Source organism: bacterium (assembly GCA_004299235.1).
Taxonomy (GTDB): Bacteria; Chloroflexota; Dormibacteria; order Dormibacterales; family Dormibacteraceae; genus SCQL01.
Genome location: SCQL01000026.1, coordinates 62,070 through 84,447 on the forward strand (window position 1 = coordinate 62,070; position 22,378 = coordinate 84,447).

Sequence of the window (22,378 nt, forward strand, 5' to 3'; positions counted from 1 at the left end):
GGAGCTGCCTCTCACCGGCGACTCCGACCTCGGATTTCGCGTCCTCGTCGCGCTGCTGCTGGGCCTGATCCTGGGCACCGAGCGAGAGATTCACGGCCATCCGGCCGGGATGCGGACGATGGCTCTCATCGGCGCCGGGTCGTGCATGTTCACGGCGCTCGGCCTGGAGCCAAGTTTCGGCGCCCGCACCGACCCTGCGCGCATCGCCGCCCAGATCGTCACCGGCGTCGGGTTCCTGGGCGCCGGCGCCATCCTGCGCCAGGGCGGCGAGGTCATCGGTCTCACCACCGCCGCGTCCATCTGGGTGGTCGCCTCTTTAGGCATGGCGGTCGGATTCGGCTATTACGGGATCGCGGTGTTCACCACGTTCCTCGTGATCGTGACCCTGGTGGCGATCAGGCCGCTCGAGCAGCGACTCTTTCGCGGCCGCAAGAACCGGCGCCGCGACGACCCGTTGCCGACCGAGACGCCGCAATAGCGCGAGTATCATTGGCCGGCTTGAGCCACCGGACCGTAGCCATCGTCACGGATTCGACTGCCGACCTCCCCCCGCAGCTGGCGGCGGCCAGGTCCGTGACACTGGTCCCCCTCACGCTCAACCTTGACGGGCAAAGCCTGCTCGACGGGCTTGACATCACACCCGCGGAGTTCTACCGCCGCCTGCCGGCGGCCACATCCCATCCGACCACCTCGCAGCCGTCACCGGGCCGCTTCGCCCAGACCTACGAGACGCTGCTGGCCGACCACGACGCCGTCGTGTCGATCCACATCTCGGAGCAGCTGAGCGGCACCTACGCATCGGCCCGGCAGGCGGCGGACATGACGGACCCGAAGCGGGTGCACGTCATCGACTCCGAGGTGGTGTCGATGTCCCTGGGCCTGGTCGCGCTGGCGGCGGCCGCGCTTGCCGCCCAGGGCCTGGACGCCGATACGATCCAGACCAGGGTCCTGGCCATGCGACAGCACGTGCAGACCTACTTCTCAGTGGCCACGCTGGAGTTCCTCCGGCGAGGCGGGCGGATCGGGCGGGCCAGCGCACTCTTGGGGTCGGTGCTGCAGGTCAAACCGGTGCTGTGCATCCGCGACGGCCTGGTGACCCCGCTCGAGCGGGTGCGCACCTTCGAGCGGGCCCTCAACCGCGTGGTCGAGCTGGTGCGCGAGGTCGATCGCGGCAGCGGCGTCTGCGTCATCGTCGGCCACGCCGACGCGGAGGCGGACGCCGAGCGCGTGGGTCGTGAGCTGGAATCGATCGCCGAGACGCTGATGATCCAACCGCTCGGCCCTGTCGTGGGCGCGCACGCGGGTCCAGGCGTGGTCGGCGTCGGCTGCTATCCGGCCGACATCCTACCGCTGGGGCTCAAGGCGATCGGCGCCGCCGGGGCTACCCGCTAGAACGCCGCCGGGCCCACGTCCCGTGCGCCATCCGACCCCAGGCTCCAGCGGACCGAGTCAGGGTTGACCGTCTTCGTCAGGCGTCCCTCGACCGCTAGCGCCTGCAGATGCGCCAGCCCCTCCTGAAGCGCAAGGCGCTTCTCGTAGAGCTGTTTCCGAGAGCCCCACAGTTCGAGCGCGACCTCCCACGCGCTCTGCTCCCCACCGGCGACGATCTCGACGATCCGGTCGAGCCGCCGCTGGTGGTGCGCGACGAGCGCTTCGACCCGACCCGGCGCATCCGAGAACGGGCGACCGTGCGCGGGCAGCACCAGGCGCGGCCGATACGCCGCCAGCCGCCGGAGGCCTTCCAGGTACTCGTGCAGCGGATCAGGCGTGCTCTGCGGATGCAGCCCGATGTTGGGTGAGAGGTCCGGCAGCATGTGGTCGCCGGCGAAGAGCAGCCTATCGTCAGGGTCGTAAAGGCAGATATGCCCGGGCGAGTGCCCCGGCGTCCACTCGACGCGCAGGCGGCGGCGCCCCATCTCCAGCGACTCCGCGCCGTCGAGCTTGACCGAGGCTTCCGCCGTCTTCACGAGCTGGCTGAGAGCTCGCTGCGAGTTGCTCAGCACCTCTGCCTCATCCGGCGGCACTCCGTTGACGAGAAGGTACGTGCGCACCTCTTTGACGAGCTGCTCGAGCTCGACGTAGCGTGGATGCACGAGCGGGACCTCGAGGCGGTGTATGTAGAGGTCTGCCAGCCCTTCACCCGCGAACGTGCCCGCGGCGCCGTAGTGGTCGGGATGGATGTGCGTGATCACCAGGCGTCGAAGACGGTCCGCCCCTAGATGCGCCAGCGCGTGGCGGATGGCGTCCACGGATTCCTCGGAGTTCATCCCGCAGTCGAGGAGGTCGACCTCGCGGCCGTCGGTGAAAAGAAAGACGTTGACGAGGCCGTCTTCGAAGGGGATCGGCAGGCGCAGCTCGAAAACGTCCGCCGCCACCTCTGTCAGACCGTCGTGCTCAGCCAATCCCGGCATTGTCGCTGAGCGGGCTAAGATGGGGCGCAGTTCGGCCGCGTCGATTTGGCTCAGGAGGAGCGAATGTCTGAAGTTCAGCTGTCACCGGACGAGATCGTCGAGGCGCTTCCCAAATACCTGGTGCCCGAGAAGGCCGGCAGCACCAAGGCGACCATCCAGTTCGACCTCAGCGGCGACCAGGGCGGCAAGTGGTGGGTGAAGATCCACGACGGCGCGGCCGAGTCCGGGAAGGGCGATCCCCCTGATGCTCCCAACCTCACGCTGACGGCCGACGCGGGAGACTGGGTGAAGATCATGCTCGGCACGCTCGACGGCACAGCCGCCTTCATGCAGGGCAAGTTGAAGATCAAAGGCGACATGGGCCTCGCCATCAAGATGCAGTCGCTGTTCAAGAGGCCCGGTTAAGGCTCGTAGCGCAGACCTCTCAGTAGGTGAATTGCCAGGTGTCCAGACGGCTGGACATCTCCGCCTCGAGATCGAGGTGACCCTGGCCTGAGTGCAGATCCAGGATCACGACGTGGTGTTGCGTCAGCGCGATGCGGCGCCCGTCAGGCAGCCTGGCAGCTTCCACCGCGTTGCCCCAGGAGATCGGCTGCATGGCCGGCACTGACGTCAGGTTGGCCTGGGCCCAGGCGCTGAGGTTGGGCGCATCGCCTCGCTCGTAGGTCGAGATGATCATGAAGGCGAAGAGCCCCGCGTTGGGCGAGCAGACGGGGGCGGCCGACGCCCCGCTCGGCGGGGTTGCGCACGGGATGTCGGTGATGTCAAAGGTCAGATCGAGACTGGGGGGAGCGGGACTCTGGCTCCCCTGCGACTTTTCGACGTACTGCCAGGTTCCCGGGTAGCAGAAGCCCCAGCCCGCCTGGAAGTCCGAGAAGCCATGGTCCCCACCCGCGCACTTGAGGTCTCCGCCTATCTGCGCTACAGTCGGCACCGGCCGAACGGTTGGTCCGGGCTGGCAACCGGCGAGCGCCAGCAGGGCGACGACCCAGGCCAGTCTTCTGACTGCGGATGGCGGCGAGAGCGGCATCAGGCGACTAATTGTGCGGGACTGGGTGGCAAGCCCCGGACGGGCGTAGTGTCAATCAGAATCCCAACGTCGCCTGCGGCGGTAAATCAGATTGGGATGGGGGTTTGCAAATGGCAAATCGCAAGCGACCTGAGAACGCTCCGGAAGCAAGGCTGGAGGCCGACCGGCGGCAATTGGAGCTCCTGGCCGCACAGTGCGGCGAGGATGGGGGGCTTCACCGGCCGTTGAACGAGATCGTGGGCGGCGTCATCACCGGGATTCCCGAGGACATCGACCTGGCCCAGGCCCTGTCCGACCGGGAGACGACCGACCTCCTGGTGCATCTGCTCGACCAGAACCGCGAGCAGGTCGAGAGAGCGCTGGAGCGAGTGCGGGAAGGCGCCTACGGGATCTGCGAGAGCTGCGGCCGGAGGATCCCGGCGGCGCGTCTGCAGTTCCAGCCCGCGGCCACGCGCTGCGTCGAGTGCCAGGCCCACTGGGACCGGGCCGGCGGGCGCACCGCCTAGCGCCGTCTGAGCAGGCCCGCCCCGCCCAGCGCCAGGCCGGCCACCACCATCGCACTCCCGATCCAGAACCAGTGGAGGTCACCGGTCATGAAGCTGCCGGGGATGTAGCCGAGCCCCTGGCCGGCGAAAACCGCCCCCGCCAGGAGCACCAGCAACCCAACGGCCGCGACCGCGGCTCTCACGGCACGCCAACGCTCGGCGAGGTTACCGCCTACACCCCGCCAATGACGACTGACTTCTCCTCGGTGTACCCGTGGTACGCCTCCAGGCCGTGCTCCTTACCGAAGCCCGACTGCTTCGTCCCGCCGAAGGGCAGCTCGTCGTGCGCGATCTGCAGAGCGTTGACCCACGTGTAGCCGGCCTCCAGCTCCTGGACGGCGCGGTTGGCGGCGGCCATGCTGCTCGTCCAGATCGACGAGCCCAACCCGTACTGAGAATCATTGGCCAGCCGGAGTCCTTCGTCGAGGTCCTTGATCTTCCGCACGGGCAGCGCCGGGCCGAATACCTCCTCGGTCCACATCCGGGCGCCGTCGGGCACGTTCTCGAGGATCGCCGGCTCGATGAACCAGCCCTTCTCGTACCCGGCCCCTTCCGGCCGGCCCCCGCCGAACGCGGCCCGCGCCCCCTTCTGGAGCGCGTCCTTCACCTGGGCCTCCACCTCGGCTCGCTGCGTCTCGGTGTGCATGGGGCCCATGCGGCTCTCCTTCTCGAGACCGTTGCCAGGCTTCAGCTTGGACGCGCGGGCGATCAGCTTCTCCAGCAGCGCGTCGTAAACGCCTTCCTGGACGTAGAGCCGCTTGACGGCAAGGCAGGCCTGCCCGCAATTGAAGAAGCGGCCGATCGAGATGGCGCGCGCGGCCGCCTCGAGGTCGGCGTCGTCGAGGACGATGCACGGATCGCTGCCGCCGAGCTCGAGCGTGATCTTCTTCAGCCCCTCGGCCGCCCTCGCCATGACCTTCTTGCCTGTGGGCGTGGAGCCGGTCAGGGCGATCTTGCGGATGAGCGAGTGCTCGACGATCGCCTCCCCGGTCGCCTGGCCGAGCACGACGTTGACCACGCCCTCGGGCAGGCCGCCTTCGATGAGCGCCTCGATGCACGCGAGCGTCGAGAGCGGCGTCGTGCTGGCCGGCTTCAGGACGACCGTGTTGCCCGCCGCGATCGCGGGGGCGACCTTGTTCGCGGCAAGGGTCAGCGGAAAGTTCCAGGGCACGATCGCCCCGCACACCCCGATCGGCCTGCGCACCACCAGCCCATAGGTGGTGGTGTCGGGCAGCGCGACGTGCTGACCGTGAACCTTGTCCGCCAGGTCCGCGAACCATGCGATGTTCTCGCCAAAGCGCTGGGCTTCGAGCCGTGACTCGAGCAGCGTCTTCCCCTGCTCCCTGGTGAGGATCGGCGCGATCTGCTCCACCTTCTCGAGCATGTGACGCGCGGCCTGGTGCAGGATCTCGGCGCGCTTGTTGGGCGCAAGCCTGGACCACGTGGTGAATGCCTTCGCCGCCGCCCGCGCCGCCCTGTCGACGTCGGCCGGGCCACCAGCTGGGACCTCGTCGACGACCTCGCCTGTGGCCGGGTTGCGGACCTCGTACGTCTTGCCCGACGCCGCCTTGGCCCTGTCGCCCTCGATGATCATCGTCGCCATTCGTGTGGCACCCCTCTTCGGTTGGATTTGGCTAGTGCTTCAATTATCGGCGTCGGCGGTAATCAGAGCCGGAGGGTGAATCATGTCTGTCAGGCTGGAGAAGGAAGGCGCTGTCGGAATCATCGTGCTGGACCGACCACCGGCCAACAGCTACGACTATGCATTTCTGCGCTCGTTCGCGGGCGTGGTCGACGACGCGCGCAATGACGCAGAGATCGGCGCGGTCGTGGTCACCAGCGCCTCGGAGAAGTTCTTCTCCGCCGGTGCTGACGTCGGGGCCTTCGCTTCCGGCACGGCGCGCTCGCGGTTCATGACCGCCCTCATGGCCCACGAGGCATTCCGGAAGATGGAGAACACGCCGCTGGTCTTCGTCGCCACCATCGCCGGCCACTGCCTGGGCGGCGGCTTCGAGCTGGCCCTTGCGTGCGACCTTCGATTCGCCGCCGAGGGTGCGTATCAGATCGGGTTGCCGGAGGTGAATCTTGGTCTTTTCCCCGGTTCGGGCGGCACGCAGCGGCTGCCCCGGCTCGTCGGCCTGTCGAAGGGCCTCGACCTGATCGCCAACGGCACCACCATGAGCCCGTCCCAAGCCCATGAGCTCGGCCTGGTCGACAGGTTGTTTGGGGATGCGGCGGCGTGCCGCGCCGGGGCCATCGAGTACGCGGCGAAGCTGGCCGCCGGGCCAAGCGTCGCGATCGGACACGCCAAGCTCGCCATCACGCAGGGCTTCGGCGCCCCGCTCGACCTTGGGCTCGCGATCGAGCGCGAGGCGATCGGCCGGGTGTTCGTCTCCGAAGACGCCGACGAGGGGATCAGGGCTTTCGGCGAGAAGCGCAAGGCGGAATTCAAGGGGGCGTGATGGGTGCCGGGGTCTCCCCACCCGGTCTTCGCCAACCTCCCGTACCCGCGGCGCGGGGACCCCGGCGCAGGTGTATCCTCCGCGCAGATCAAAACCAGGAGGTGGGGTTCGAATGGCTGAGCTTGCCGTGACCGTCTGCCGGCCGTCGGCCCCCTCCGGAGCGCGCTTCTAAGCCTCCTCCGCCGGGTGGACCGATACCGCCCGCGCGTCTTTCTCGGAGGATTCGAGGTGTCCGATCGACTCACACCTGGGCTGGCCAGCCTGGGCTGGGATCCGTACTTCGCCGCCAACTTCCAACGCCTTGCCGATGACGGCACCGTCCCGGCGCGAGTCATCGCCGATTTCGGGGCTGAGTACCTGGTGCATGACGGCGAGGCGGCCAGCCGCGCGGCGGCAGGCCGGCGCCTGCGTCATGACGGATTGACCCTGCCGGCGGTCGGCGATTGGGTGGCGCTCTTCAAGGTCGAGCCGCTGGGCAGCGTCCACGGCGTCGTCGAACGGCGCACGGTCTTCTCCCGGAGGGCGGCATCGGTCGAGACCAAAGAGCAGGTGCTGGCCGCCAACGTCGACGTCGCATTCGTTGTCGCCGCGGCCACCGACGTCAATCCGAGACGGATCGAGCGCTACCTGACGATCGCCTGGCAGAGCGGAGCGATGCCCGTCGTCCTGCTGACCAAGGCGGACGTCGCGGATTCGCCGGACGAGCTCCGCGAAGAGCTCGAAGCGGTGGCGATGGGGACCTCGGTCGTAGTCACGAGCAGCGTCACCGGTGACGGGATCGACGAGGTCGCGCGCCGGCTGCGACCGGTGCTCACGGGAGTGATCCTCGGGCCGTCGGGAGCCGGCAAGTCCACGTTGATCAACCGGATCGCCGGCACCGACGTGATGCGCACGCGCGCCATCCACCGCTCCGGCGAAGGACGCCACATGACGAGCCACCGCCAGCTGATCCAGCTGCCGGGGGGCGGCATGATCATCGACACGCCCGGTCTCCGCGAGGCGCAGCTCTGGCAGGGGGGTGATGTCCCCGGCGAGCAGGCACTGGCCAACCTGTTCGAGGACATCGAAGAGCTGGCGCTGGGCTGCAGGTTCAACGACTGCGCCCATGTCACCGAGCCCGGGTGCGCGATCAAGGCGGCGCTGGCCGGCGGCAGCCTTGATCCTGGACGCCTTCAGAGCTACCGCAAGCTTCAGCGCGAGCTGCGGGCGGTGGCCGCCAAGACGGACGCGCGCATCCGCGCGGAGGAGCGCAAGAGGTGGCAACGGATCGCCGTGGCGAACAAGGCCGAGGGCCTGTCACGTTGACAGGCCCTGCAAGGGAGGAGTGAGGGGGCTATCTGGTCGTCGCCGCCTTGCGCACGTGAATGCCGTTCCAGAAGGGGATGCGGCCTTTGATGATCCGGTCGAGCACCCTGTCCGCCTGCGCCTGCGTGATGACCTTCTTCTCGACGAGCGCCTCGAGCCGCGGCTTCAGGTTGGCGAGGAGCCTGGTCTCGAACTGCTCTTTGGTCATGCCCTTGTCCCTGGACAGGTCGAAGACCTTCCGTCCGTCCTTCAGGTCCTCGCGCAGCGTTTTGGGCGTGATCCCGAGCACGCCGGCCTCGGATTCGAGTACGGCGACGCGGATGGCGCGGCGGTCGCTGCGGGAGTCGGGCACGCGATGCGTCGAGCCGGCGGCCGGCGAGGGGCTCGGGCTGGGTGAAGCGGCCTGCGCCAGGCCGCCGGCGACGCCCAGGCTGAGCATGGCGGCGGCCGCGGCGGCACCGATTGTCTTGACGGCGACTGCTGCATACGGAGTCATTTCGTCCACCTCTTTTCGTTTTCCGACCCCGATCGGGGTCGACGCACACGATGAGGCGGGACTGTCAGCCGATGGTTTTCGTGCCGTCAGCCTTTCGTAAGCGCGCGGGTCCAGAAACCATCAGGATCGAATCGCCGGATCGCGGCGAGCTCCGCCTCCGTCGGCGGTGAAGTCTTACCGACGCCGGCCGCGACCTTCAACTCCCAGCCTGTTTCTCGCCGGATCTCATCGACGCTGTGCCCGGGGTGAGCAGAAGCGAGGTACGCTTCCCCGCCGCCCTCCGGAAACCGCAGCACACACAGGGTCGTGATGACGGCGGCGGGCCCCGCACCGAGCAGCCCGTTGCGCTCGCGCCAGCCGGGCGTACCGTCGCCATGGCCGGGTGAGGTGACATATGACACCCTCTCGACCAGGCGCCGGCGCTCGTGGCTCATCAGCGTCACCCAGCGACGGCTGAGGATGGCGATGTCCGACCCTCCCCCGCTCCCCGGCAGCTTCACCGCCGGTCGGGCCGCCGGACCCACATAGGACGTGTTCAGGTTGCCGAACCGGTCGACCTCCGCCCCGCCGATGAATCCCAAATCGACGCCGCCTTGGGCCATCAGCGCCATGACGTTGGACATCCGCGTCGCCCACAGCGCGCCGGCGACGTTGGGCGGGTCGCCCATCGTGCCGAGGAAGGCGGCGGCGGGCTGGTCGCGCATGAGCCCGACCTCGAACAGGCCGCGCGCGGTCGGTGCATGGGCGTTGCGCGCCACCGCGAAAGCCAGGATCGGCAGGCGCATGCCGACGAAGACGAGGTCGCCATCGTGGATCTCACGCGAGGCCACGGCCACCATCAGCTCCTGCGGCGTGTAGGCCGCGCCGCTACTCATCGCCGTAGTCCACCGGCGCGGACAGCCGGTGGCGACCGATGCGCAGCGAGGCGGCATCGATCATGCCCATGTAGGTCGAGCGATCGGGGACTTCGAGCACCCACCGGCTCAGCCACGCGCGGTAACCGCCGGCCGAACGCGACTCCTCCGCGTATGCGCGGTAGCAAGCGTGGTCGCGGCGAAAATAACCCTGAACCGGCGACGGATGCGCCCCTCCGGGCTCGTGCACGACCGCCACGACCTTGGTCTCGGGGAACAGGATCCGGTTGGGGTCGCTCAGGGTCACGCTCGAGTCGACGAGCTCCTCGCACGAGAGCACCACGCCATCGGCCGCCAGGCCAGCCTCCTCGACCACCCCCAGCGGCCCCCAGGCATGGGCCCTGCCCATTGCATCCGCACGCTGGACGTGGACGATCGCCACGTCAGGCTTGATCGCCTCCACGTGCACGAGTCCGCCCGAGACGGAGAGGCCCGGATTGGTGCGCAGGATGTCGCTGCCGAGGAGCGTGCGCGCCGGCAGGCTGGGCACGTTCCACGCCGCGGCCCACAGCGCCAGGGAGATCGAGAAGTTGGAGTGGTCGTGGACCTCGAGGGGACGCGGGTCCGAAGACTCACACGCACGCCGGTAGCAGTGGCCGAGTCCCTCCGACACATTGCCCACCCACGCCGCCGTGACGCGACGAACGCAACCGGCGCCGATCAGTTGATCGAACAGCGCGTCGGAGATCGGGCCTACCAGCTCCAGGTCGCGGCGTTCCTGCCGGATGATCTCGTGCCCCGCGGCGAAGGGGATGAGAGGTTCCAGGGCGAGTCCGAGCGCGACGGTTGAGCGGTCAGGGACGAACCGTCTGATGGCTTCCGCCATCGTCATCAGCTTGCCGGGCACTCGCGCTAGTATCCTGCCCCGTCGATTTTTCGGGGAGGGACGCTAGCCGGTCACCGTCCGATGGATTCGAGATAGGACCGGTGGTTGCGCTCCAACTCGGCCATCGAGTCGCCGCCGAACTTCTCCAGGAACGCGTCCGCCAGGGTCAGCGCCACCATCGCTTCGCCGATGACTCCCGCGGCGGGCACGACGCACACATCGCTCCGCTCGTAGTGCGCCTCGACCTTGGCCTTCGTCTTCAGGTCGACGGAGGGCATCGGCTTCTTCATCGTCGAGATGGGCTTGATGGCGACCCGCAGGTCGATCGGCTCGCCGTTGGTGACGCCGCCGGTCAGGCCGCCGGCGCGGTTCGTGAGATGGCGGAACCGGCCGCTCTGGTACTCGATCTCGTCATGGAACTGCGAACCGCGACGAGCCGCACCCTCGAAGCCCGCGCCGAATTCAACGCCCTTGATCGCGTTGATCGACAGGATCGCCTGCGCGAGGCGACCGTCGAGCTTGCGGTCCCAGTGCACGTAGCTGCCGAGGCCCAGCGGGACGCCGCGGGCGATGACCCGAAAGGTGCCGCCCAGCGTGTCACCCAGCTCGCTGACGGCATCGATGTCCGCCACCATCCGCTTCGAGGCCTCAGGGTCGGGGCAGCGGACCGGCGAGGCCTCGATGGCCTCGACCGTGACCGTGTCGGGGTCACAGCCTGCGTAGCCGATGTCAACGGTGCCGATCGACTGGGTGAAGCTCAGGATCTCGACGCCGAAGTGAGCAAGGAGCCTGCGGGCAACGCCGCCCGCGGCGACTCGGGTCGCCGTCTCGCGAGCCGACGACCGCTCCAGGACGTTGCGGATGTCGGTGTGCCCGTACTTGAGGGCGCCCGCGAGATCCGCATGGCCGGGTCGAAGCCTGGTCACCGGCTTGGGTGCGAAGCCCTCCTTGGCCGCGGTCATCTCGGCGGTCCAGTTGGCGTGATCCTTGTTCTCGAGCACCAACGTCACCGGGCTCCCGATCGTGAACCCGCCGCGGACGCCGCTGACGATGCGCGCGAGGTCGGTCTCGATCTGCTGCCGGCCGCCCCGGCCGTGGCCTCCTTGCCGGCGCGCGAGGTCGCGGCGCAGATCCTCCGCCGAAATCTCCAGTCCGGCGGGAAGTCCCTCGATCACGACCGTGAGCTGCGGACCATGCGACTCACCGGCGGTCAACCACCTCAGCATTGAAGCGATGATATAGCGGTCGGATGAGACGGCCGCTGGAGGTTGCCCTGATCGACGTCGGCGGGACGTTGTGGCCGAACTCGTGGCCATTGCGTGAAACCGATGGACGCAGCCGTCATCAACGGGTGGCGGCGGCGATGCCAGAGCTGGGGACTCGCGCCGTCGAGGCGCTCGTCGCCGACCTGATCGAGAGCAGCCGCGCCGGCGACCAGGCGCGCAGCATCTCGACCGAGACGAAGGAGACGATCACCGCCGCCGAGGTCCTGGTGGCGGCGTCGCTGGCACGCGCTGGCCTGCCGGGGGACGCGCAGACGGTCGCGCGCATCCGGCGTGCGATGGCGCTTCCCGTCAGCGACCGGCTGCAGCCTCTCCCCGGCGCCATCGAGCTGCTGGCGGAGGTCCGCGCCCTCGGCCTGCGGACGGTGATCGCCAGCAACACCTACTGGCGCGACGCCGAGAGCTACTGGGAAGACTTCCGCCTGCTGGGCATGGCCGAGTACGTCGACGCCATCGTCACCTCGGTCGACGCCGGCCACCTCAAGCCGCACCCGGCCGTGTTCGAGTTGGCGATGCGGGCGGCCGGCGCCGCGCCCGATCGATGCGTCGTCATCGGCAACCGGGAGGAGAACGACATCGAACCGGCGATCGCGCTCGGCATGTGGGCGATCCTGGTCCATCCCGATGACCCGAAACCCACCTCCAGCCGGGCGCACGCGGTGGCCCCGGACCTCTGGGCGTGCGCCTCCACACTGAGGACTATGCTCGGCCCCAGATGAGAGAAGAGATGCTGCGGGAGGTGGATCGCCAGGTCGTGACGCTCGACGTCGACGGCGAGCGCACGCAGCTGCTGCTGCCGGTGCACAAGACGCTGCTCGAGGTGCTGCGCGAAGACATGCAGCTCACGGGCACGAAGCACGGCTGCGAGCTAGGCGAATGCGGCACCTGTACGGTCCTGGTCGACGGCAAGCCCGAGCTGAGCTGTCTTTTGCTGCCGGTCCAGGTCGAAGGCCGCGTGATCACGACCGTGGAGGGGCTGGCGCACGGGTCTGAGCTGCATCCCCTGCAGCAGGCGTTCGCCGAGCTGGGCGCGGCCCAGTGCGGCTACTGCACGCCCGGCATCCTGCTCTCGGCGAAAGCGTTGCTGGAGAGCAACCCGCGGCCGGCGCGTGACGACATCCGCGAGGCGCTCGCCGGCAACCTGTGCCGCTGCACCGGGTACGCGAAGATCCTGGATGCGATCGAGCTCGCGGCGGGCCGCATGCGATGACTGACTTTGCCGTCATCGGCAAGCCGCTGCCGAAGGTGGACGCGGCGGCGAAGGTGACCGGTCGCGCCGTCTATGCGGACGACATGCTCCTGCCGCGCACCCTCCACTGCAGAATCCTGCGGAGCCCGCACCCGCACGCGCGCATCCTCTCCATCGACACCTCCGCCGCGCGGCGCATGGAGGGCGTCCGAGCGGTCATCACGGGCGCCGACCTGCCGGTCAGGTTCGGCATCCTACCGGTGACGCAGGACGAGCGGGCGCTCGAGCACGAGAAGGTGCGGTACGCCGGCGATCCGATCGCCGCGGTGGCCGCCACCGACGAGGAGATCGCGGCGGCCGCGTGCGACGCCATCTCGGTCGAGTACGCGGTCCTCGAGCCGGTGATGTCCATCGAGGACGCCCTGAAGAATCCCAAGGACGAACGCATCCAGGACTATGGCGGGCCCAACAACATCCACAAGCTCGTCGCGCTGGAGTTCGGCGACGTGGACGCCGGCTTGGCGCGAGCCGACCACGTGCGCGAGGACGTCTTCTTCTTCCAGGGCAACACGCACCTGCCGATGGAGCAGCACAGCGCCATCGCCACATACGTCGCCGGCAAGATCACGCTGTGGTCCTCGACCCAGGTCGTCCACTACGTGCATCGCGCGCTGGCGAAGGTGCTGGGGCTGCCGATGCACCGGATCCGCGTCATCGGCGCCGCCCACGGCGGCGGGTTCGGGGGCAAGACCGACCCCTTCGCGCACGAGATCATCGTGTGCAAGCTGGCGATGATGACCGGCCGCCCGGTCAAGTGCACGCTCACGCGCGAAGAGGTGTTCTACGCGCATCGCGGCCGTCACCCGGTGCTCATGTGGGTCCGCACCGGAGTCAGGCGGGACGGGCGCATCACCGCCATGCACTTCCGCAGCGCCCTCGACGGCGGCGCGTATGGGTCGTATGGCGTCGCCTCGACCTTCTATACGGGTGCGCTGCAGACGGTGACCTACGACATCCCGGCCTACCGCTTCGAAGGCTGCCGGGTGTTCACCAACAAGCCGCCGTGCGGTCCGAAGCGCGGCCACGGCACCCCTCAGCCCCGGTTCGCGCTGGAGCTCCACCTGGAGAAGATCGCGCACGACCTCGGCATGGACCCGGTGGACCTGAAGCAGCGCAACTTCGTCCAGCCGATGACGCGCACGGTGAACTGGCTGCGCGTCACGTCATGCGGCCTGGACGAGTGCACCGAACGGGTGCTGACCGCCTCCGGCTACAGGCATCGCGAGCGAAGACCCGGTCACGGCATGGGGTTCGCCATCTCGAGCTACCTCTCGGGCGCCGGGACCGCCATCTACTGGAACGACATGCCGCACTCCGAGGTGCAGCTCAAGGTCGACCGCGGCGGGGTCACCGCCTACTGCGGGGCCATGGACATCGGCCAGGGATCGGACTCGGTGCTGGCGGCCATCGTCGCCGAGGAGCTGGGAATCCAGCCGGCCGAGGTGCGGCTGGTCACCGCGGATACCGACACGACGCCCATCGACCTCGGCTCTTACTCATCCCGCGTGACCTTCATGGCCGGCAACGCGGCGATCGAAGCCGCGCGAAAAATGCGCGCCATGCTGGTCGGAGCCGCCGCCGCGAAGATGGGCTGCGACGCGGCCGCGGTCGTGGTCGAAACGGGCCGCATCGGCGACTACAGCTTCGAGGAGGCCAGCATCCTCGCCGAGGCGAAATTCGGCGCCCTGACCAGCGCCGGCAGCTACACGCCGCCGAAGCTTGCCGGACCGTACAAGGGTGCCGGCGTCGGCCCGAGCCCGGCGTACAGCTTTACGGCGTGCGTCGTCGACCTGGACGCCGATTCTCGCACCGGCCTGGTGCATGTCAACAAGGTATGGATCGCCCACGACGTCGGCCGTGCGATCAACCCGCTGCTCGTCGAGGGGCAGGTCGAGGGGAGCGTCTACATGGGCCTCGGCGAGGCGCTCATGGAAGAGCAGACCTTCCGCAAGGGCCTGCACAAGTGGCCATCGATGCTCGAGTACAAATCCCCGACCTTCCTCGACATGCCTGAGGTGCAGACGCTCATCGTCGAGACCGTCGACCCGGAAGGTCCGTACGGCGCCAAGGAGGCCGGCCAGGGACCGCTGCTGCCGGTCGCGCCGGCGGTGTGCGCCGCCGTCCACGACGCGCTCGGGGTGTGGATCGACGAGGTCCCGGTCACCCCCGAGAAGGTGGTCGAGGCGCTGCGGCGCAAGAACAAGGGCGAACCCGCGCGCTTCGGACCCTTGCGATTCCCAGACGTCCCTTACCCGCCGTGCATCAAGGTCGAACCCCCCGCCAAGGACCTGGATCATGCTCCGGCTGCCTCGATTTAGATATCTGCGGCCGAAGACCGCGCGTGACGCCGCCGCCATGGCTGCCGCCGCGGGGCAGCGCGCGATGTTCGTCGCGGGGGGGACCGATCTCTTCCCCAAGCTCAAGCGGCGCCAGTTCGACATCGACACCTTGATCGGCCTCGACTGCCTTTCGCGCGAGATCCATGGAGGAGCGGAAGGGACGGTCGTGGATGCGGGCGTCACGCTCGCCACCGCCGCCTCCGACGGCCGTCTCAACCATGAGTTCCGGGGCTATGCGCAGGCGGCGGGCCTGGTCTCCTCTCCCCCGCTCCGCAACGCCGGCACGATCGGCGGCAACCTCTGCGTCGACACGCGCTGCAACTACTACGACATGACCTACGAATGGCGGAAGGCGGCCGGGTTCTGCATGAAGAAGGACGGCGACATCTGCCTGGTCGCTCCCAGTAGCCCGCGGTGCTGGGCGGTCTCGTCGTCCGACACGGCGCCGATGGCGATCGCGCTCGGCGCGAGCGTGACCCTCAGCGGACCCGAGGACGATCGCGAGCTGCTCGTCGCGGCGCTGTACCGCGACGACGGGATGGACTATATGGCGAAGCAGCCGCACGAGGTGGTCACCGGTTTGCGGCTGCCCGCCGCCCCAGGGGTGCGCACCGCCTATGTCAAGCTGCGGCGGCGAGGGTCGATCGATTTTCCAATCGCGGGCGCGGCGGTCGCGCTGGAGCTCGATGGAGATGTGGTCGTCGCCTGCCGGATCGTGCTTTCGGCGGTGGCCTCGCACCCGCTCGAGGCGGCCGCCGCTGAAGAATTCCTGAAGGGCAAGCGCATCGACAGGGAATCGATCCGCGAGGCTGCGGAGATCGCCGCCAAGCCGGCCAAACCCCTCGACAACGCCGACCTCAGTCACTCCTGGCGCAAGCGCATGGTCCGTGTGGTCGTCGAGGATGCACTCCAACAAGCCAGCGATCAGCAGGCCGGGTTCGGCGGTTAAGCTTCTAGGTCACCACCAGTTGAAACGCACGCAAATCGGACAATCCGGGCAAGGAATGGTGGAGTACGCGCTCATCCTCGCCCTGGTCGCGCTGATCGTGGTCATTGCCCTGATCGCCACCGGAGGGCAGCTCATCAACCTGTTCTCCAACATCAGCGCGACCATGTGCAATCACCACGTCGGGTGCTGAGGTGCCAGGTGTGCAGGCCGGACAGGGGATGGTCGAGTTCGCGCTCATCCTCGCCCTGGTCGCGCTGATCGTGATCGTCGCCCTCATCGCCACCGGTGGTCAGGTGATCAACCTGTACTCCGACATCGTCCAGACGATGTGCAACTATCACGCCGGGTGCTGATGCTCGGGATAGCGGCTTAAGGCCCTCACCCGGTCCGTCTCCCCGAAGGGACGCTCGCTCCGCTTTGGGGGACGCTCAGTCCGCTCTGGCTGCCGCCGCCGCCTGTGCCGCCCGTTCCGCGCTCTCGCGGACCCGGTCCATGTCCCGGCCCGCGAGCGCCTCGGCCGGAAACAGTGAGTTCGTCAGGCCCACGGCCTTGACCCCCAGCCTCAGGTACGCCGCGATGTCCTCGATCGGGACTCCCCCGGAAACCCAGAAAGGGACGCCGGCCATCGGCCCGTTCAGGGTCCGGACGTACTCGGGACCCCCGACCGGGGTGATCGGGAACACCTTGACGAGCGCGGCGCCGGCGACCCGCGCCTGGTAGATCTCCGTCGGGGTCAGCGCCCCCAGCACGCACAGCATGTCCTCCTGGCGGCAGGCCTCGGCCACCTCGGGCAGGAGCACGGGCGTGACCACGAACGAGGCGCCCGCCTGCTTCGCCTCCCTCACGGCGCCCGGATCCCAGACCGTCCCCACCCCGATCGGGAACCGGCCGCCGGTGGTGGCGATGAGGCCGCGGATCATCTCGAAGCAGGAGGGAACCGTCTTGGTGATCTCGAGCGTCCGCACCCCGCCCTCCAGGGCGGCCAGGCAGGCCTGGAAGCCGGCGTCGGCGTTGTCGGTGCGCAGCACGCCGCAGAGTCCGCTGGGAAAGACTTCCTCGATGCTCCGCACGGGCGATCCGATTATCCCGGAACCCGGCACCGGCTCGACGCGCCCACCGCACCTTGCCCAGGCCGAGTCGGGCCCAATGCCGCTCCCTGTGCACGGCTAAACTGGTACATACGTATGACAGGGGCGACCGCAACCGAGTCAACTCGCGACCAGATCATCCACGCCGCGGCCGAATCGCTCCTGGAGAGCGGCTATTCCGGGACGAGCGTCCGGTCCATCGCCACCCGGGCCGGAGTCGCCATCGGCAACCTTCAGTACTGGTTCCCCACCAAGTCCGAGCTGCTGGTCGAAGCCTGGCGGTACCTCACCGCGAAGTCGGTCGAGGAGCTACGACACGCCCTGAACCAGCTGACGGACCCGCTCGAGGTGCTCGAGGTCGGGGTGGAGGCGATCTGGGATTCCCTGCGCCGCCTCGGTGACATCCAGCTCGCCGCCTTCGACCTGCTGGTCCAAGCACCCCGCACCGAGCGCCTGCAGGCATACCTGCCCGAGCTTTTCACCCGCTACCGCGAGGTCATCCAGGAGCAGCTCGACCGGCTGGAGGCTGACGGCCGTCTCCGGCTGACCGTACCGCGTGAGGTCCTCGTGCCGCTGGTCCTGAACACGGTGCTCGGGTTCGGCCTCTACTACGTGGTCACACGCGACGACGAGTCATGCGTTCGGGCGCTTTCCGCATTCCGGCAGCTGGCGGGCAGCCTGGTGGAGCCGGTCGGATGAAGGCGCCCGCCATCGACACGGAGCTCCGGCGCCTCGAAGGGCTGTGGGCGGACGGGCTTTCGGACGCGTATCGCTCGTACCTCGAGGCGGTGGCCGGTTACGACTCCGCCGGCCAACCGAAGCTGGCCCTGGCGGCGGCCCTGATCGAGGTCGGGATCCGGCTCCAGGGGCTCGGCGGCCCTGCGGCCCCCGCGCCCACGCTGCTGATGGGCGACCTGTGCCTTGCCCGCGCATCGCGCCTGCTCGCGGACACCGCGTCGCAGCCTGTCCAGGTCGCGTTCGCCAGCGCGGTCGCAGAGCTGTCATCGGCAGCCGCCTCCGGGCAATCCGCCCTGCCTGCTCGCGAGCTCCTCCTGCAGGCGTTCGAGGCCGGCCGGTGATCGGCACGCGGCTGCGCTTCGAGACGTCGCACCCCACGCAGTTCGTCGACATCACCGAGCGAATTCGAGAGGAGGTCCGGCGGTCGGGCATGCGCATGGGCCGCGCCCACCTGCAGTCGCTGCACACGACCCTCGGCCTCGCGGTCAACGAGAACGAGCCCTTGCTGCTTCGCGACTTTTCGAACCTGCTCGAGCGGCTTGCGCCGAGCGGCACGGATTACGAACACGACGACTTCGCCCGCCGGTTTGACATCGCGCTCGACGAGCCGGTCAACGGGCACGCCCACTGCCGCCAGCTGCTGCTGACCGGTTTCGCGACGGTGCTGGTCGAAGACGGCGAGCTCGTGCTCGGACGGTGGCAGTCGGTCTTCGCGGTCGAGCTCGATGGGCCGCGCCATCGCGAGCTGGCTCTGCAGCTGGACGGCGACTTCACGTCCAGCGGCCCGCATCGCGTCGAGGGCTCGGAGGCTCTGGTCGAGCTCGAGCTCACACGCCAGCTGCTGGTCGATCCCGAACCGGTGGCCGCGCCGATGCGGCGCTTGGTGGAGGCGGGCGGCAAGCGGCTTCGCCCGCGGCTCGTCCAGCTCGCCGCGGGCATCGGCCCGCGCAACGAGCCGCTTCGCGCCGCGGCGCTGGCGGCCGCGGTCGAGCTGTTGCACAACGCCACCCTCGTCCATGACGACTATGTCGACGAGAGCACCCACCGCCGGGGGCAGCCGACGGTCGCGGCGGCGGAGGGACCGGAGCGTGCGATCGCGGTTGGTGATTATTACTTTGCCAAGGCGACCAGGCTCATCGCGGAGATTGGCAACCGCGGAGTGTCGTCAACGCTCGCGGAGGCCCTCGAGGCCATCTGCACGTCACAGATCGATGACGTCGCGCTCCGCGGCACATACCCGGGCGACCACGACTCCTACCTGCAGGTCGTGCGCGGCAAGACCGCGGCTCTGTTCGCCGCCGCCTGCGCGTCGGGCGCGATGCTCTCCGAAGCGAGCCCTGAGGTTGTCGGCGCCCTGCGCCGCTACGGCGAGCTGCTCGGCGTGGCGTTCCAGATGGCCGACGACATGGTCGACTTCAGCCCCAGCTCCGGCAAGCCGGTCGGCCTCGACATCCGCCGGCGCGTCCTGTCTCTACCTCTGATCTACGCCGCCGAAGACCGATCTGTCGGAGCCGAGGTCCGGCGCCTGCTGGCCGGGTCGCTTGACGACACAGAGGTCGGCCGCGTGGCGGAGCTGGTGACGGCGAGCGGGGCGCTCGAGCGCGTCCGCGGCGAGGCCCAGGGCCTGGCCGACGCCGCGGTGCACGAGCTCGAGACGATCGAGCTTGACGGCCTGCGACCGACGCTGATCGACCTCGCCCGTTCCGCCGCCAACCGCAAGTCTTAGCCTGCCGCCAAACTAACCGAGCCTGTCTGGTGCCACGGCACGGGCGCCCCCCAGGCCGGTGACCTGCAGGAGAAGAGGCTGGTAAGAGGGCGTCTGGGGAGGTCCGTGGGCATCGGAGCGTGTCAGTGGGGATGTCCCCTCTCCCCGCCGGGGAGAGGGCAGTGGTGAGGGGCGCGGGCTCGCTGCCGCCGCGGGCGAAAGATCGTCCATGAGGGCGGCTGGCAGGTGGTCAACGCCGGGCGCGAGTTTCGTTTCCTTCCCCCGAGCGGGGAGGTCCTACTCTTTCGCGCCCGACACGATGGCGACCGTGCCCATGGCGAGGCTTTGGTGGCGAACACTCGACCAGCCGGCCGCCGCCGCCATCGCCCTGAGCTCGTCCGGCGTGCGGTAGGAGTCGACTGTGTCGCTCAGGTATCGGTAGGCGGACGGCTGGCCGGAAAGGGCACCGCCGATCACCGGCAGCACCGTCCGCAGATACAGCCGGTACGCAACGCCGACCACGCCGCGGGGCGGCCGGACGAACTCCAGGACGACGGCACGGCCGCCAGACTTGACGACCCGCAGCATCTCGCGCAGGCCTTTCACCGGGTCGGCGAGGTTGCGCAGCCCGAAGGCGATGGTGGATGCATCGAAGCTGGCGTCATCGAACGGCAGCTTGAGGGCGTCGCCCTCGATGAACTCCAGCCCTGGATGCTCGCGCCGCGCCAGCTCCAGCATCTGCGGGCTGAAATCGAGGCCGACCACCCGCCCCTTCGGGCCGGCGATCCGTTCCAGCCGCGCGGTCAGCTTGCCTGAACCACAGGCGACGTCGAGAGCCGAACCGCCCGCGACGAGGCCCGTCGCGCCGGCGGCACGCCGGCGCCACCCCGCATCCGTTCCACCCGACAGGACGGTGTTGACCAGGTCGTACCGGCGGGCGATGCGGTCGAACATCGCGCGCACTGCCTGCGGGTCGCGTTCGGAGATGGCTACGACCTCAGACTCGCTGCCAGATCGACGCGATTCCCTGCCCGACGCCAATGCACATCGCGGCGAGGCCGTACTCCGCGTCCCGGTGCGCCATCTCCCGCACCAGCGTGCCCACCAGCCGGGCGCCGCTGCTGCCGAGCGGGTGGCCGAGCGCGATGGCGCCGCCGTTGACGTTCACCCTCTCCCCATCCAGCCCGAGCAGCCGGATGCAGGCGAGGGACTGCGAGGCGAACGCCTCGTTGAGCTCGACCACACCCATGTCCGAAGCCCGCAACCCCGCCTTCTCGAGGGCCTTCAGCGACGCGGGCACCGGGCCGATCCCCATGTAGTCGGGATGGACACCGGCCGGCGCCCCCGCCACCAAGCGCGCCAGCGGCTTCACGCCACGCTCCCTCGCTTTCGAGTCCGACATGAGAACCAGCGCGGTCGCTCCGTCATTGAGGGGAGATGCGTTGCCGGCCGTGACCGAACCGTCCTTGCCGAACGCCGGGCGCAGCCTGGCGAGCGCCTCCAGCGAGGTGTCGGGCCGGGGACCCTCGTCCGCGATCAAACGGATTGGACCGCCCTCGGCGCCGCCCCTGTGCGGTGGCACGTCGACGGGGACGATCTCCTCCGCGAGCCGGCCCGACTGCTGCGCCGCGACCGCCAGCTGATGGCTGCGAAAAGCGAAGGCATCCTGTTCCTCGCGCGAGACCTCGTACTTCTGCGCCACCCGCTCGGCCGTCTCCCCCATCTGGAGCGTGCCGTACAGCTCGGCCATCTTCGGGTTCACCAGCCTCCAGCCGAGAGCCGTGTCGTAGGCGGTCTGAGGGCCGCGCGGGAAGGCGCCGTCCGGCTTGGGCATGACCCAAGGGGAGCGCGTCATGCTCTCGACGCCGCCGGCGATGACGATGTCGGCGCCGCCGGTCTGGATCTCACGCGCCGCGCTGATCGTCGCCTGCATTCCCGACCCGCAGAGGCGGTTGACCGTCTGGCCCGGAACGTCGACGGGAAACCCGGCGAGCAGCAGCGCCATGCGCGCGACGTTGCGGTTGTCCTCGCCCGCCTGGTTGGCGCAGCCCATGATCACGTCTTCGACCTCGGCCGGTTCGATGCGCGCCCGCTCGCAGACCGCTTTCAGCACGATCGCCGCGAGGTCGTCGGGCCGGATGTCCTTCAGCTGCCCGCCGTAGCGGCCCATCGGCGTGCGGGCGGTGGCGACGATGACCGCGTCACGCAGCTCGGGCATTACCTGGTCTTGGCGCGTTTGGCGAGAAAGGCCTGCACGCCCTCGGCGAACTCGGGGCTGGCGGCCTGAGCTTCCTGCAGGTACGACTCGAACTCGAGCGCCTCCTCGTAGCTCGACTCCAGAGCGTGGTTGACCGCGCGCTTGGCCGCCGCCATGGCCTGCTTGGGCTGTGAGGCGAGATGTCCGGCGAGCTCACGCACCTCGGCGTCGAGACGGTCGGCGGGCACCAGGCGGTTGATGACCCCAAGCCGGTGCGCGTCCGCCGCCGCCAGCGGCCTGCCCGTGAAGAGCATCTCGTACGCCACCCCGGTGCCGGCGAGCCGGGGCAAAAGCCAGCTGACGCCGCCGTCGGGAGCCAGGCCGAGGTTGACGAACGCTTCCATGATGTAGGCCTCCGGTACGGCGATGCGAATGTCGCACGCGAGCGCGTAGCTGGCGCCGATGCCGACAGCCGGTCCGTTCATCGCGCAGATGACAGGTTTCGGCATGGTGCGCAGCCGGTTCAGCATCGGCATGTACTCGTCGCGGAGGACGTTGCCGACGTCCTCCGGCGATCTCATGCCACCCTCACCGACCATCTCGGTGACGTCTGCGCCCGAGCAGAAGGCGCGGCCGGAGCCGGTCAGCACGACCACCCGGACGGCCTCGTCGCGCTCCGCCTGCTTGATCGCCTCGCCGAGCTGCCGCCGCGTCAGCGCCCCGATGGCGTTCATCTTCTCGGGCCGATCGAGCCGGATCCAGCCCGCGCCGCCCTCGACCTCAACCTTCACGTGCTGCTCGACTTCAGTCGCCATCCCTCACCGTCCTCAACAATCAGCCT

General features: G+C 69.0%; 26 protein-coding genes. 14 read left to right on the forward strand and 12 right to left on the reverse strand.

Annotated elements, in window-relative coordinates:
* Positions 1-4: 4 nt before the first annotated feature.
* Complete coding sequence (locus tag EPN29_07310; GenBank protein ID TAN32911.1) at positions 5-478, forward strand: MgtC/SapB family protein; 474 nt, start codon at positions 5-7, stop codon at positions 476-478.
* Entirely contained in the window at positions 142-1,392 is a 1,251-nt protein-coding gene (locus EPN29_07315; protein ID TAN32825.1) for a DegV family protein, read from the forward strand. Before EPN29_07310 ends, EPN29_07315 begins: the two co-directional genes overlap by 337 nt.
* On the opposite strand, the gene EPN29_07320 is transcribed toward EPN29_07315, so the two are convergent.
* Entirely contained in the window at positions 1,389-2,411 is a 1,023-nt protein-coding gene (locus tag EPN29_07320; protein ID TAN32826.1) for an MBL fold metallo-hydrolase, read from the reverse strand. The two genes, EPN29_07315 and EPN29_07320, sit on opposite strands and share 4 nt — an antisense overlap.
* Positions 2,412-2,474: 63 nt before the next feature.
* Between EPN29_07320 and EPN29_07325 the strand changes: the two genes are divergently transcribed.
* Positions 2,475-2,816 carry an SCP2 sterol-binding domain-containing protein gene (locus EPN29_07325; GenBank protein ID TAN32827.1) on the forward strand — a complete coding sequence of 114 codons (342 nt, stop codon included), beginning with the start codon at positions 2,475-2,477 and terminating at the stop codon, positions 2,814-2,816.
* A 19-nt stretch (positions 2,817-2,835) separates the two neighbouring features.
* On the opposite strand, the gene EPN29_07330 is transcribed toward EPN29_07325, so the two are convergent.
* Positions 2,836-3,345, reverse strand: coding sequence for a hypothetical protein (locus tag EPN29_07330; GenBank protein ID TAN32828.1), 510 nt, complete (start codon positions 3,343-3,345; stop codon positions 2,836-2,838).
* Between the two features lie 206 nt (positions 3,346-3,551).
* Here EPN29_07330 and EPN29_07335 point away from each other — a divergent pair, with 206 nt between their 5' ends.
* Entirely contained in the window at positions 3,552-3,947 is a 396-nt protein-coding gene (locus EPN29_07335; GenBank protein ID TAN32829.1) for a hypothetical protein, read from the forward strand.
* Here EPN29_07335 and EPN29_07340 read toward each other — a convergent pair.
* Together EPN29_07340 and EPN29_07345 are read right to left on the reverse strand one after the other, a co-directional pair.
* Complete coding sequence (locus EPN29_07340; GenBank protein TAN32830.1) at positions 3,944-4,129, reverse strand: hypothetical protein; 186 nt, start codon at positions 4,127-4,129, stop codon at positions 3,944-3,946. The genes EPN29_07335 and EPN29_07340 overlap by 4 nt on opposite strands.
* A gap of 29 nt (positions 4,130-4,158) precedes the next feature.
* Positions 4,159-5,589 (reverse strand): aldehyde dehydrogenase, encoded by a 1,431-nt coding sequence (locus EPN29_07345; GenBank protein TAN32831.1) that lies wholly within the window; start codon positions 5,587-5,589, stop codon positions 4,159-4,161.
* Between the two features lie 82 nt (positions 5,590-5,671).
* Here EPN29_07345 and EPN29_07350 point away from each other — a divergent pair, with 82 nt between their 5' ends.
* Together EPN29_07350 and rsgA are read left to right on the forward strand one after the other, a co-directional pair.
* On the forward strand, positions 5,672-6,448 hold the full coding sequence (locus tag EPN29_07350; protein ID TAN32832.1) for an enoyl-CoA hydratase/isomerase family protein: 777 nt from the start codon (positions 5,672-5,674) through the stop codon (positions 6,446-6,448).
* 135 nt (positions 6,449-6,583) lie between these two features.
* Positions 6,584-7,753 (forward strand): ribosome small subunit-dependent GTPase A, encoded by a 1,170-nt coding sequence (gene rsgA / locus EPN29_07355; protein ID TAN32833.1) that lies wholly within the window; start codon positions 6,584-6,586, stop codon positions 7,751-7,753.
* Positions 7,754-7,781: 28 nt separating this feature from the next.
* Here the strand turns inward: rsgA and EPN29_07360 are convergent, their stop codons facing one another.
* The 4 genes from EPN29_07360 to EPN29_07375 all read right to left on the reverse strand — a co-directional run bounded on the left by EPN29_07360 (position 7,782) and on the right by EPN29_07375 (position 11,212).
* Positions 7,782-8,249: a hypothetical protein gene (locus tag EPN29_07360; GenBank protein ID TAN32834.1), complete on the reverse strand. Its 468-nt coding sequence runs from the start codon at positions 8,247-8,249 to the stop codon at positions 7,782-7,784.
* 86 nt (positions 8,250-8,335) lie between these two features.
* The gene (locus tag EPN29_07365) at positions 8,336-9,124 is read right to left on the reverse strand and encodes a CoA-transferase (GenBank protein ID TAN32835.1); all 789 of its coding nucleotides are present in this window, start codon (positions 9,122-9,124) and stop codon (positions 8,336-8,338) included.
* A complete protein-coding gene (locus EPN29_07370; protein ID TAN32912.1) occupies positions 9,117-9,995 on the reverse strand; it encodes a CoA transferase subunit A in 879 nt (292 codons plus the stop codon). Before EPN29_07370 ends, EPN29_07365 begins: the two co-directional genes overlap by 8 nt.
* A gap of 65 nt (positions 9,996-10,060) precedes the next feature.
* Complete coding sequence (locus tag EPN29_07375; GenBank protein ID TAN32913.1) at positions 10,061-11,212, reverse strand: chorismate synthase; 1,152 nt, start codon at positions 11,210-11,212, stop codon at positions 10,061-10,063.
* A 26-nt stretch (positions 11,213-11,238) separates the two neighbouring features.
* On the opposite strand from EPN29_07375, the gene EPN29_07380 reads away from it, so the two are divergent.
* Genes EPN29_07380 through EPN29_07405 form a run of 6 tightly spaced genes read left to right on the forward strand, consistent with a single transcriptional unit; the run spans position 11,239 to position 16,162 of the window.
* The gene (locus EPN29_07380; protein TAN32836.1) at positions 11,239-11,991 is read left to right on the forward strand and encodes an HAD family hydrolase; all 753 of its coding nucleotides are present in this window, start codon (positions 11,239-11,241) and stop codon (positions 11,989-11,991) included.
* Between the two features lie 8 nt (positions 11,992-11,999).
* Positions 12,000-12,482: a (2Fe-2S)-binding protein gene (locus EPN29_07385; GenBank protein ID TAN32914.1), complete on the forward strand. Its 483-nt coding sequence runs from the start codon at positions 12,000-12,002 to the stop codon at positions 12,480-12,482.
* Positions 12,479-14,839, forward strand: a complete 2,361-nt coding sequence (locus EPN29_07390; GenBank protein ID TAN32837.1) for an aldehyde oxidase — start codon at positions 12,479-12,481, stop codon at positions 14,837-14,839. The genes EPN29_07385 and EPN29_07390 overlap by 4 nt, the downstream gene beginning before the upstream one ends.
* The gene (locus tag EPN29_07395; GenBank protein TAN32838.1) at positions 14,817-15,809 is read left to right on the forward strand and encodes a 4-hydroxybenzoyl-CoA reductase; all 993 of its coding nucleotides are present in this window, start codon (positions 14,817-14,819) and stop codon (positions 15,807-15,809) included. The genes EPN29_07390 and EPN29_07395 overlap by 23 nt, the downstream gene beginning before the upstream one ends.
* On the forward strand, positions 15,763-15,999 hold the full coding sequence (locus EPN29_07400) for a Flp family type IVb pilin (GenBank protein TAN32839.1): 237 nt from the start codon (positions 15,763-15,765) through the stop codon (positions 15,997-15,999). The genes EPN29_07395 and EPN29_07400 overlap by 47 nt, the downstream gene beginning before the upstream one ends.
* A complete protein-coding gene (locus tag EPN29_07405; GenBank protein TAN32840.1) occupies positions 15,980-16,162 on the forward strand; it encodes a hypothetical protein in 183 nt (60 codons plus the stop codon). Before EPN29_07400 ends, EPN29_07405 begins: the two co-directional genes overlap by 20 nt.
* A 75-nt stretch (positions 16,163-16,237) precedes the next feature.
* Here EPN29_07405 and EPN29_07410 read toward each other — a convergent pair whose 3' ends face one another.
* Positions 16,238-16,957, reverse strand: coding sequence for a bifunctional 4-hydroxy-2-oxoglutarate aldolase/2-dehydro-3-deoxy-phosphogluconate aldolase (locus EPN29_07410; GenBank protein TAN32841.1), 720 nt, complete (start codon positions 16,955-16,957; stop codon positions 16,238-16,240).
* A 36-nt stretch (positions 16,958-16,993) separates the two neighbouring features.
* On the opposite strand from EPN29_07410, the gene EPN29_07415 reads away from it, so the two are divergent.
* Positions 16,994-17,596: a TetR/AcrR family transcriptional regulator gene (locus EPN29_07415; GenBank protein TAN32842.1), complete on the forward strand. Its 603-nt coding sequence runs from the start codon at positions 16,994-16,996 to the stop codon at positions 17,594-17,596.
* Positions 17,597-17,639: 43 nt separating this feature from the next.
* Complete coding sequence (locus EPN29_07420) at positions 17,640-19,361, forward strand: hypothetical protein (GenBank protein TAN32843.1); 1,722 nt, start codon at positions 17,640-17,642, stop codon at positions 19,359-19,361.
* Positions 19,362-19,637: 276 nt separating this feature from the next.
* Here the strand turns inward: EPN29_07420 and ubiE are convergent, their stop codons facing one another.
* Genes ubiE through EPN29_07435 form a run of 3 tightly spaced genes read right to left on the reverse strand, consistent with a single transcriptional unit; the run spans position 19,638 to position 22,352 of the window.
* A complete protein-coding gene (ubiE, locus tag EPN29_07425) occupies positions 19,638-20,327 on the reverse strand; it encodes a bifunctional demethylmenaquinone methyltransferase/2-methoxy-6-polyprenyl-1,4-benzoquinol methylase UbiE (protein ID TAN32915.1) in 690 nt (229 codons plus the stop codon).
* A gap of 10 nt (positions 20,328-20,337) precedes the next feature.
* Complete coding sequence (locus EPN29_07430) at positions 20,338-21,558, reverse strand: thiolase family protein (GenBank protein TAN32844.1); 1,221 nt, start codon at positions 21,556-21,558, stop codon at positions 20,338-20,340.
* Positions 21,558-22,352 (reverse strand): enoyl-CoA hydratase, encoded by a 795-nt coding sequence (locus EPN29_07435; GenBank protein TAN32845.1) that lies wholly within the window; start codon positions 22,350-22,352, stop codon positions 21,558-21,560. Before EPN29_07435 ends, EPN29_07430 begins: the two co-directional genes overlap by 1 nt.
* Positions 22,353-22,378: the final 26 nt, after the last annotated feature.

What these genes read in the sequence shown, in the direction of transcription:
- EPN29_07320 (TAN32826.1), bottom strand. Translation starts at nt 2,411, where the DNA reads ATGCCGGGATTGGCTGAGCACGACGGTCTGACAGAGGTGGCGGCGGAC.
- EPN29_07325 (TAN32827.1), top strand. Translation starts at nt 2,475, where the DNA reads ATGTCTGAAGTTCAGCTGTCACCGGACGAGATCGTCGAGGCGCTTCCC.
- EPN29_07335 (TAN32829.1), top strand. Translation starts at nt 3,552, where the DNA reads ATGGCAAATCGCAAGCGACCTGAGAACGCTCCGGAAGCAAGGCTGGAG.
- EPN29_07345 (TAN32831.1), bottom strand. Translation starts at nt 5,589, where the DNA reads ATGGCGACGATGATCATCGAGGGCGACAGGGCCAAGGCGGCGTCGGGC.
- EPN29_07350 (TAN32832.1), top strand. Translation starts at nt 5,672, where the DNA reads ATGTCTGTCAGGCTGGAGAAGGAAGGCGCTGTCGGAATCATCGTGCTG.
- EPN29_07360 (TAN32834.1), bottom strand. Translation starts at nt 8,249, where the DNA reads ATGACTCCGTATGCAGCAGTCGCCGTCAAGACAATCGGTGCCGCCGCG.
- EPN29_07365 (TAN32835.1), bottom strand. Translation starts at nt 9,124, where the DNA reads ATGAGTAGCGGCGCGGCCTACACGCCGCAGGAGCTGATGGTGGCCGTG.
- EPN29_07370 (TAN32912.1), bottom strand. Translation starts at nt 9,995, where the DNA reads ATGACGATGGCGGAAGCCATCAGACGGTTCGTCCCTGACCGCTCAACC.
- EPN29_07380 (TAN32836.1), top strand. Translation starts at nt 11,239, where the DNA reads ATGAGACGGCCGCTGGAGGTTGCCCTGATCGACGTCGGCGGGACGTTG.
- EPN29_07385 (TAN32914.1), top strand. Translation starts at nt 12,000, where the DNA reads ATGCTGCGGGAGGTGGATCGCCAGGTCGTGACGCTCGACGTCGACGGC.
- EPN29_07390 (TAN32837.1), top strand. Translation starts at nt 12,479, where the DNA reads ATGACTGACTTTGCCGTCATCGGCAAGCCGCTGCCGAAGGTGGACGCG.
- EPN29_07395 (TAN32838.1), top strand. Translation starts at nt 14,817, where the DNA reads ATGCTCCGGCTGCCTCGATTTAGATATCTGCGGCCGAAGACCGCGCGT.
- EPN29_07400 (TAN32839.1), top strand. Translation starts at nt 15,763, where the DNA reads ATGCACTCCAACAAGCCAGCGATCAGCAGGCCGGGTTCGGCGGTTAAG.
- EPN29_07415 (TAN32842.1), top strand. Translation starts at nt 16,994, where the DNA reads ATGACAGGGGCGACCGCAACCGAGTCAACTCGCGACCAGATCATCCAC.
- EPN29_07430 (TAN32844.1), bottom strand. Translation starts at nt 21,558, where the DNA reads ATGCCCGAGCTGCGTGACGCGGTCATCGTCGCCACCGCCCGCACGCCG.
- EPN29_07435 (TAN32845.1), bottom strand. Translation starts at nt 22,352, where the DNA reads ATGGCGACTGAAGTCGAGCAGCACGTGAAGGTTGAGGTCGAGGGCGGC.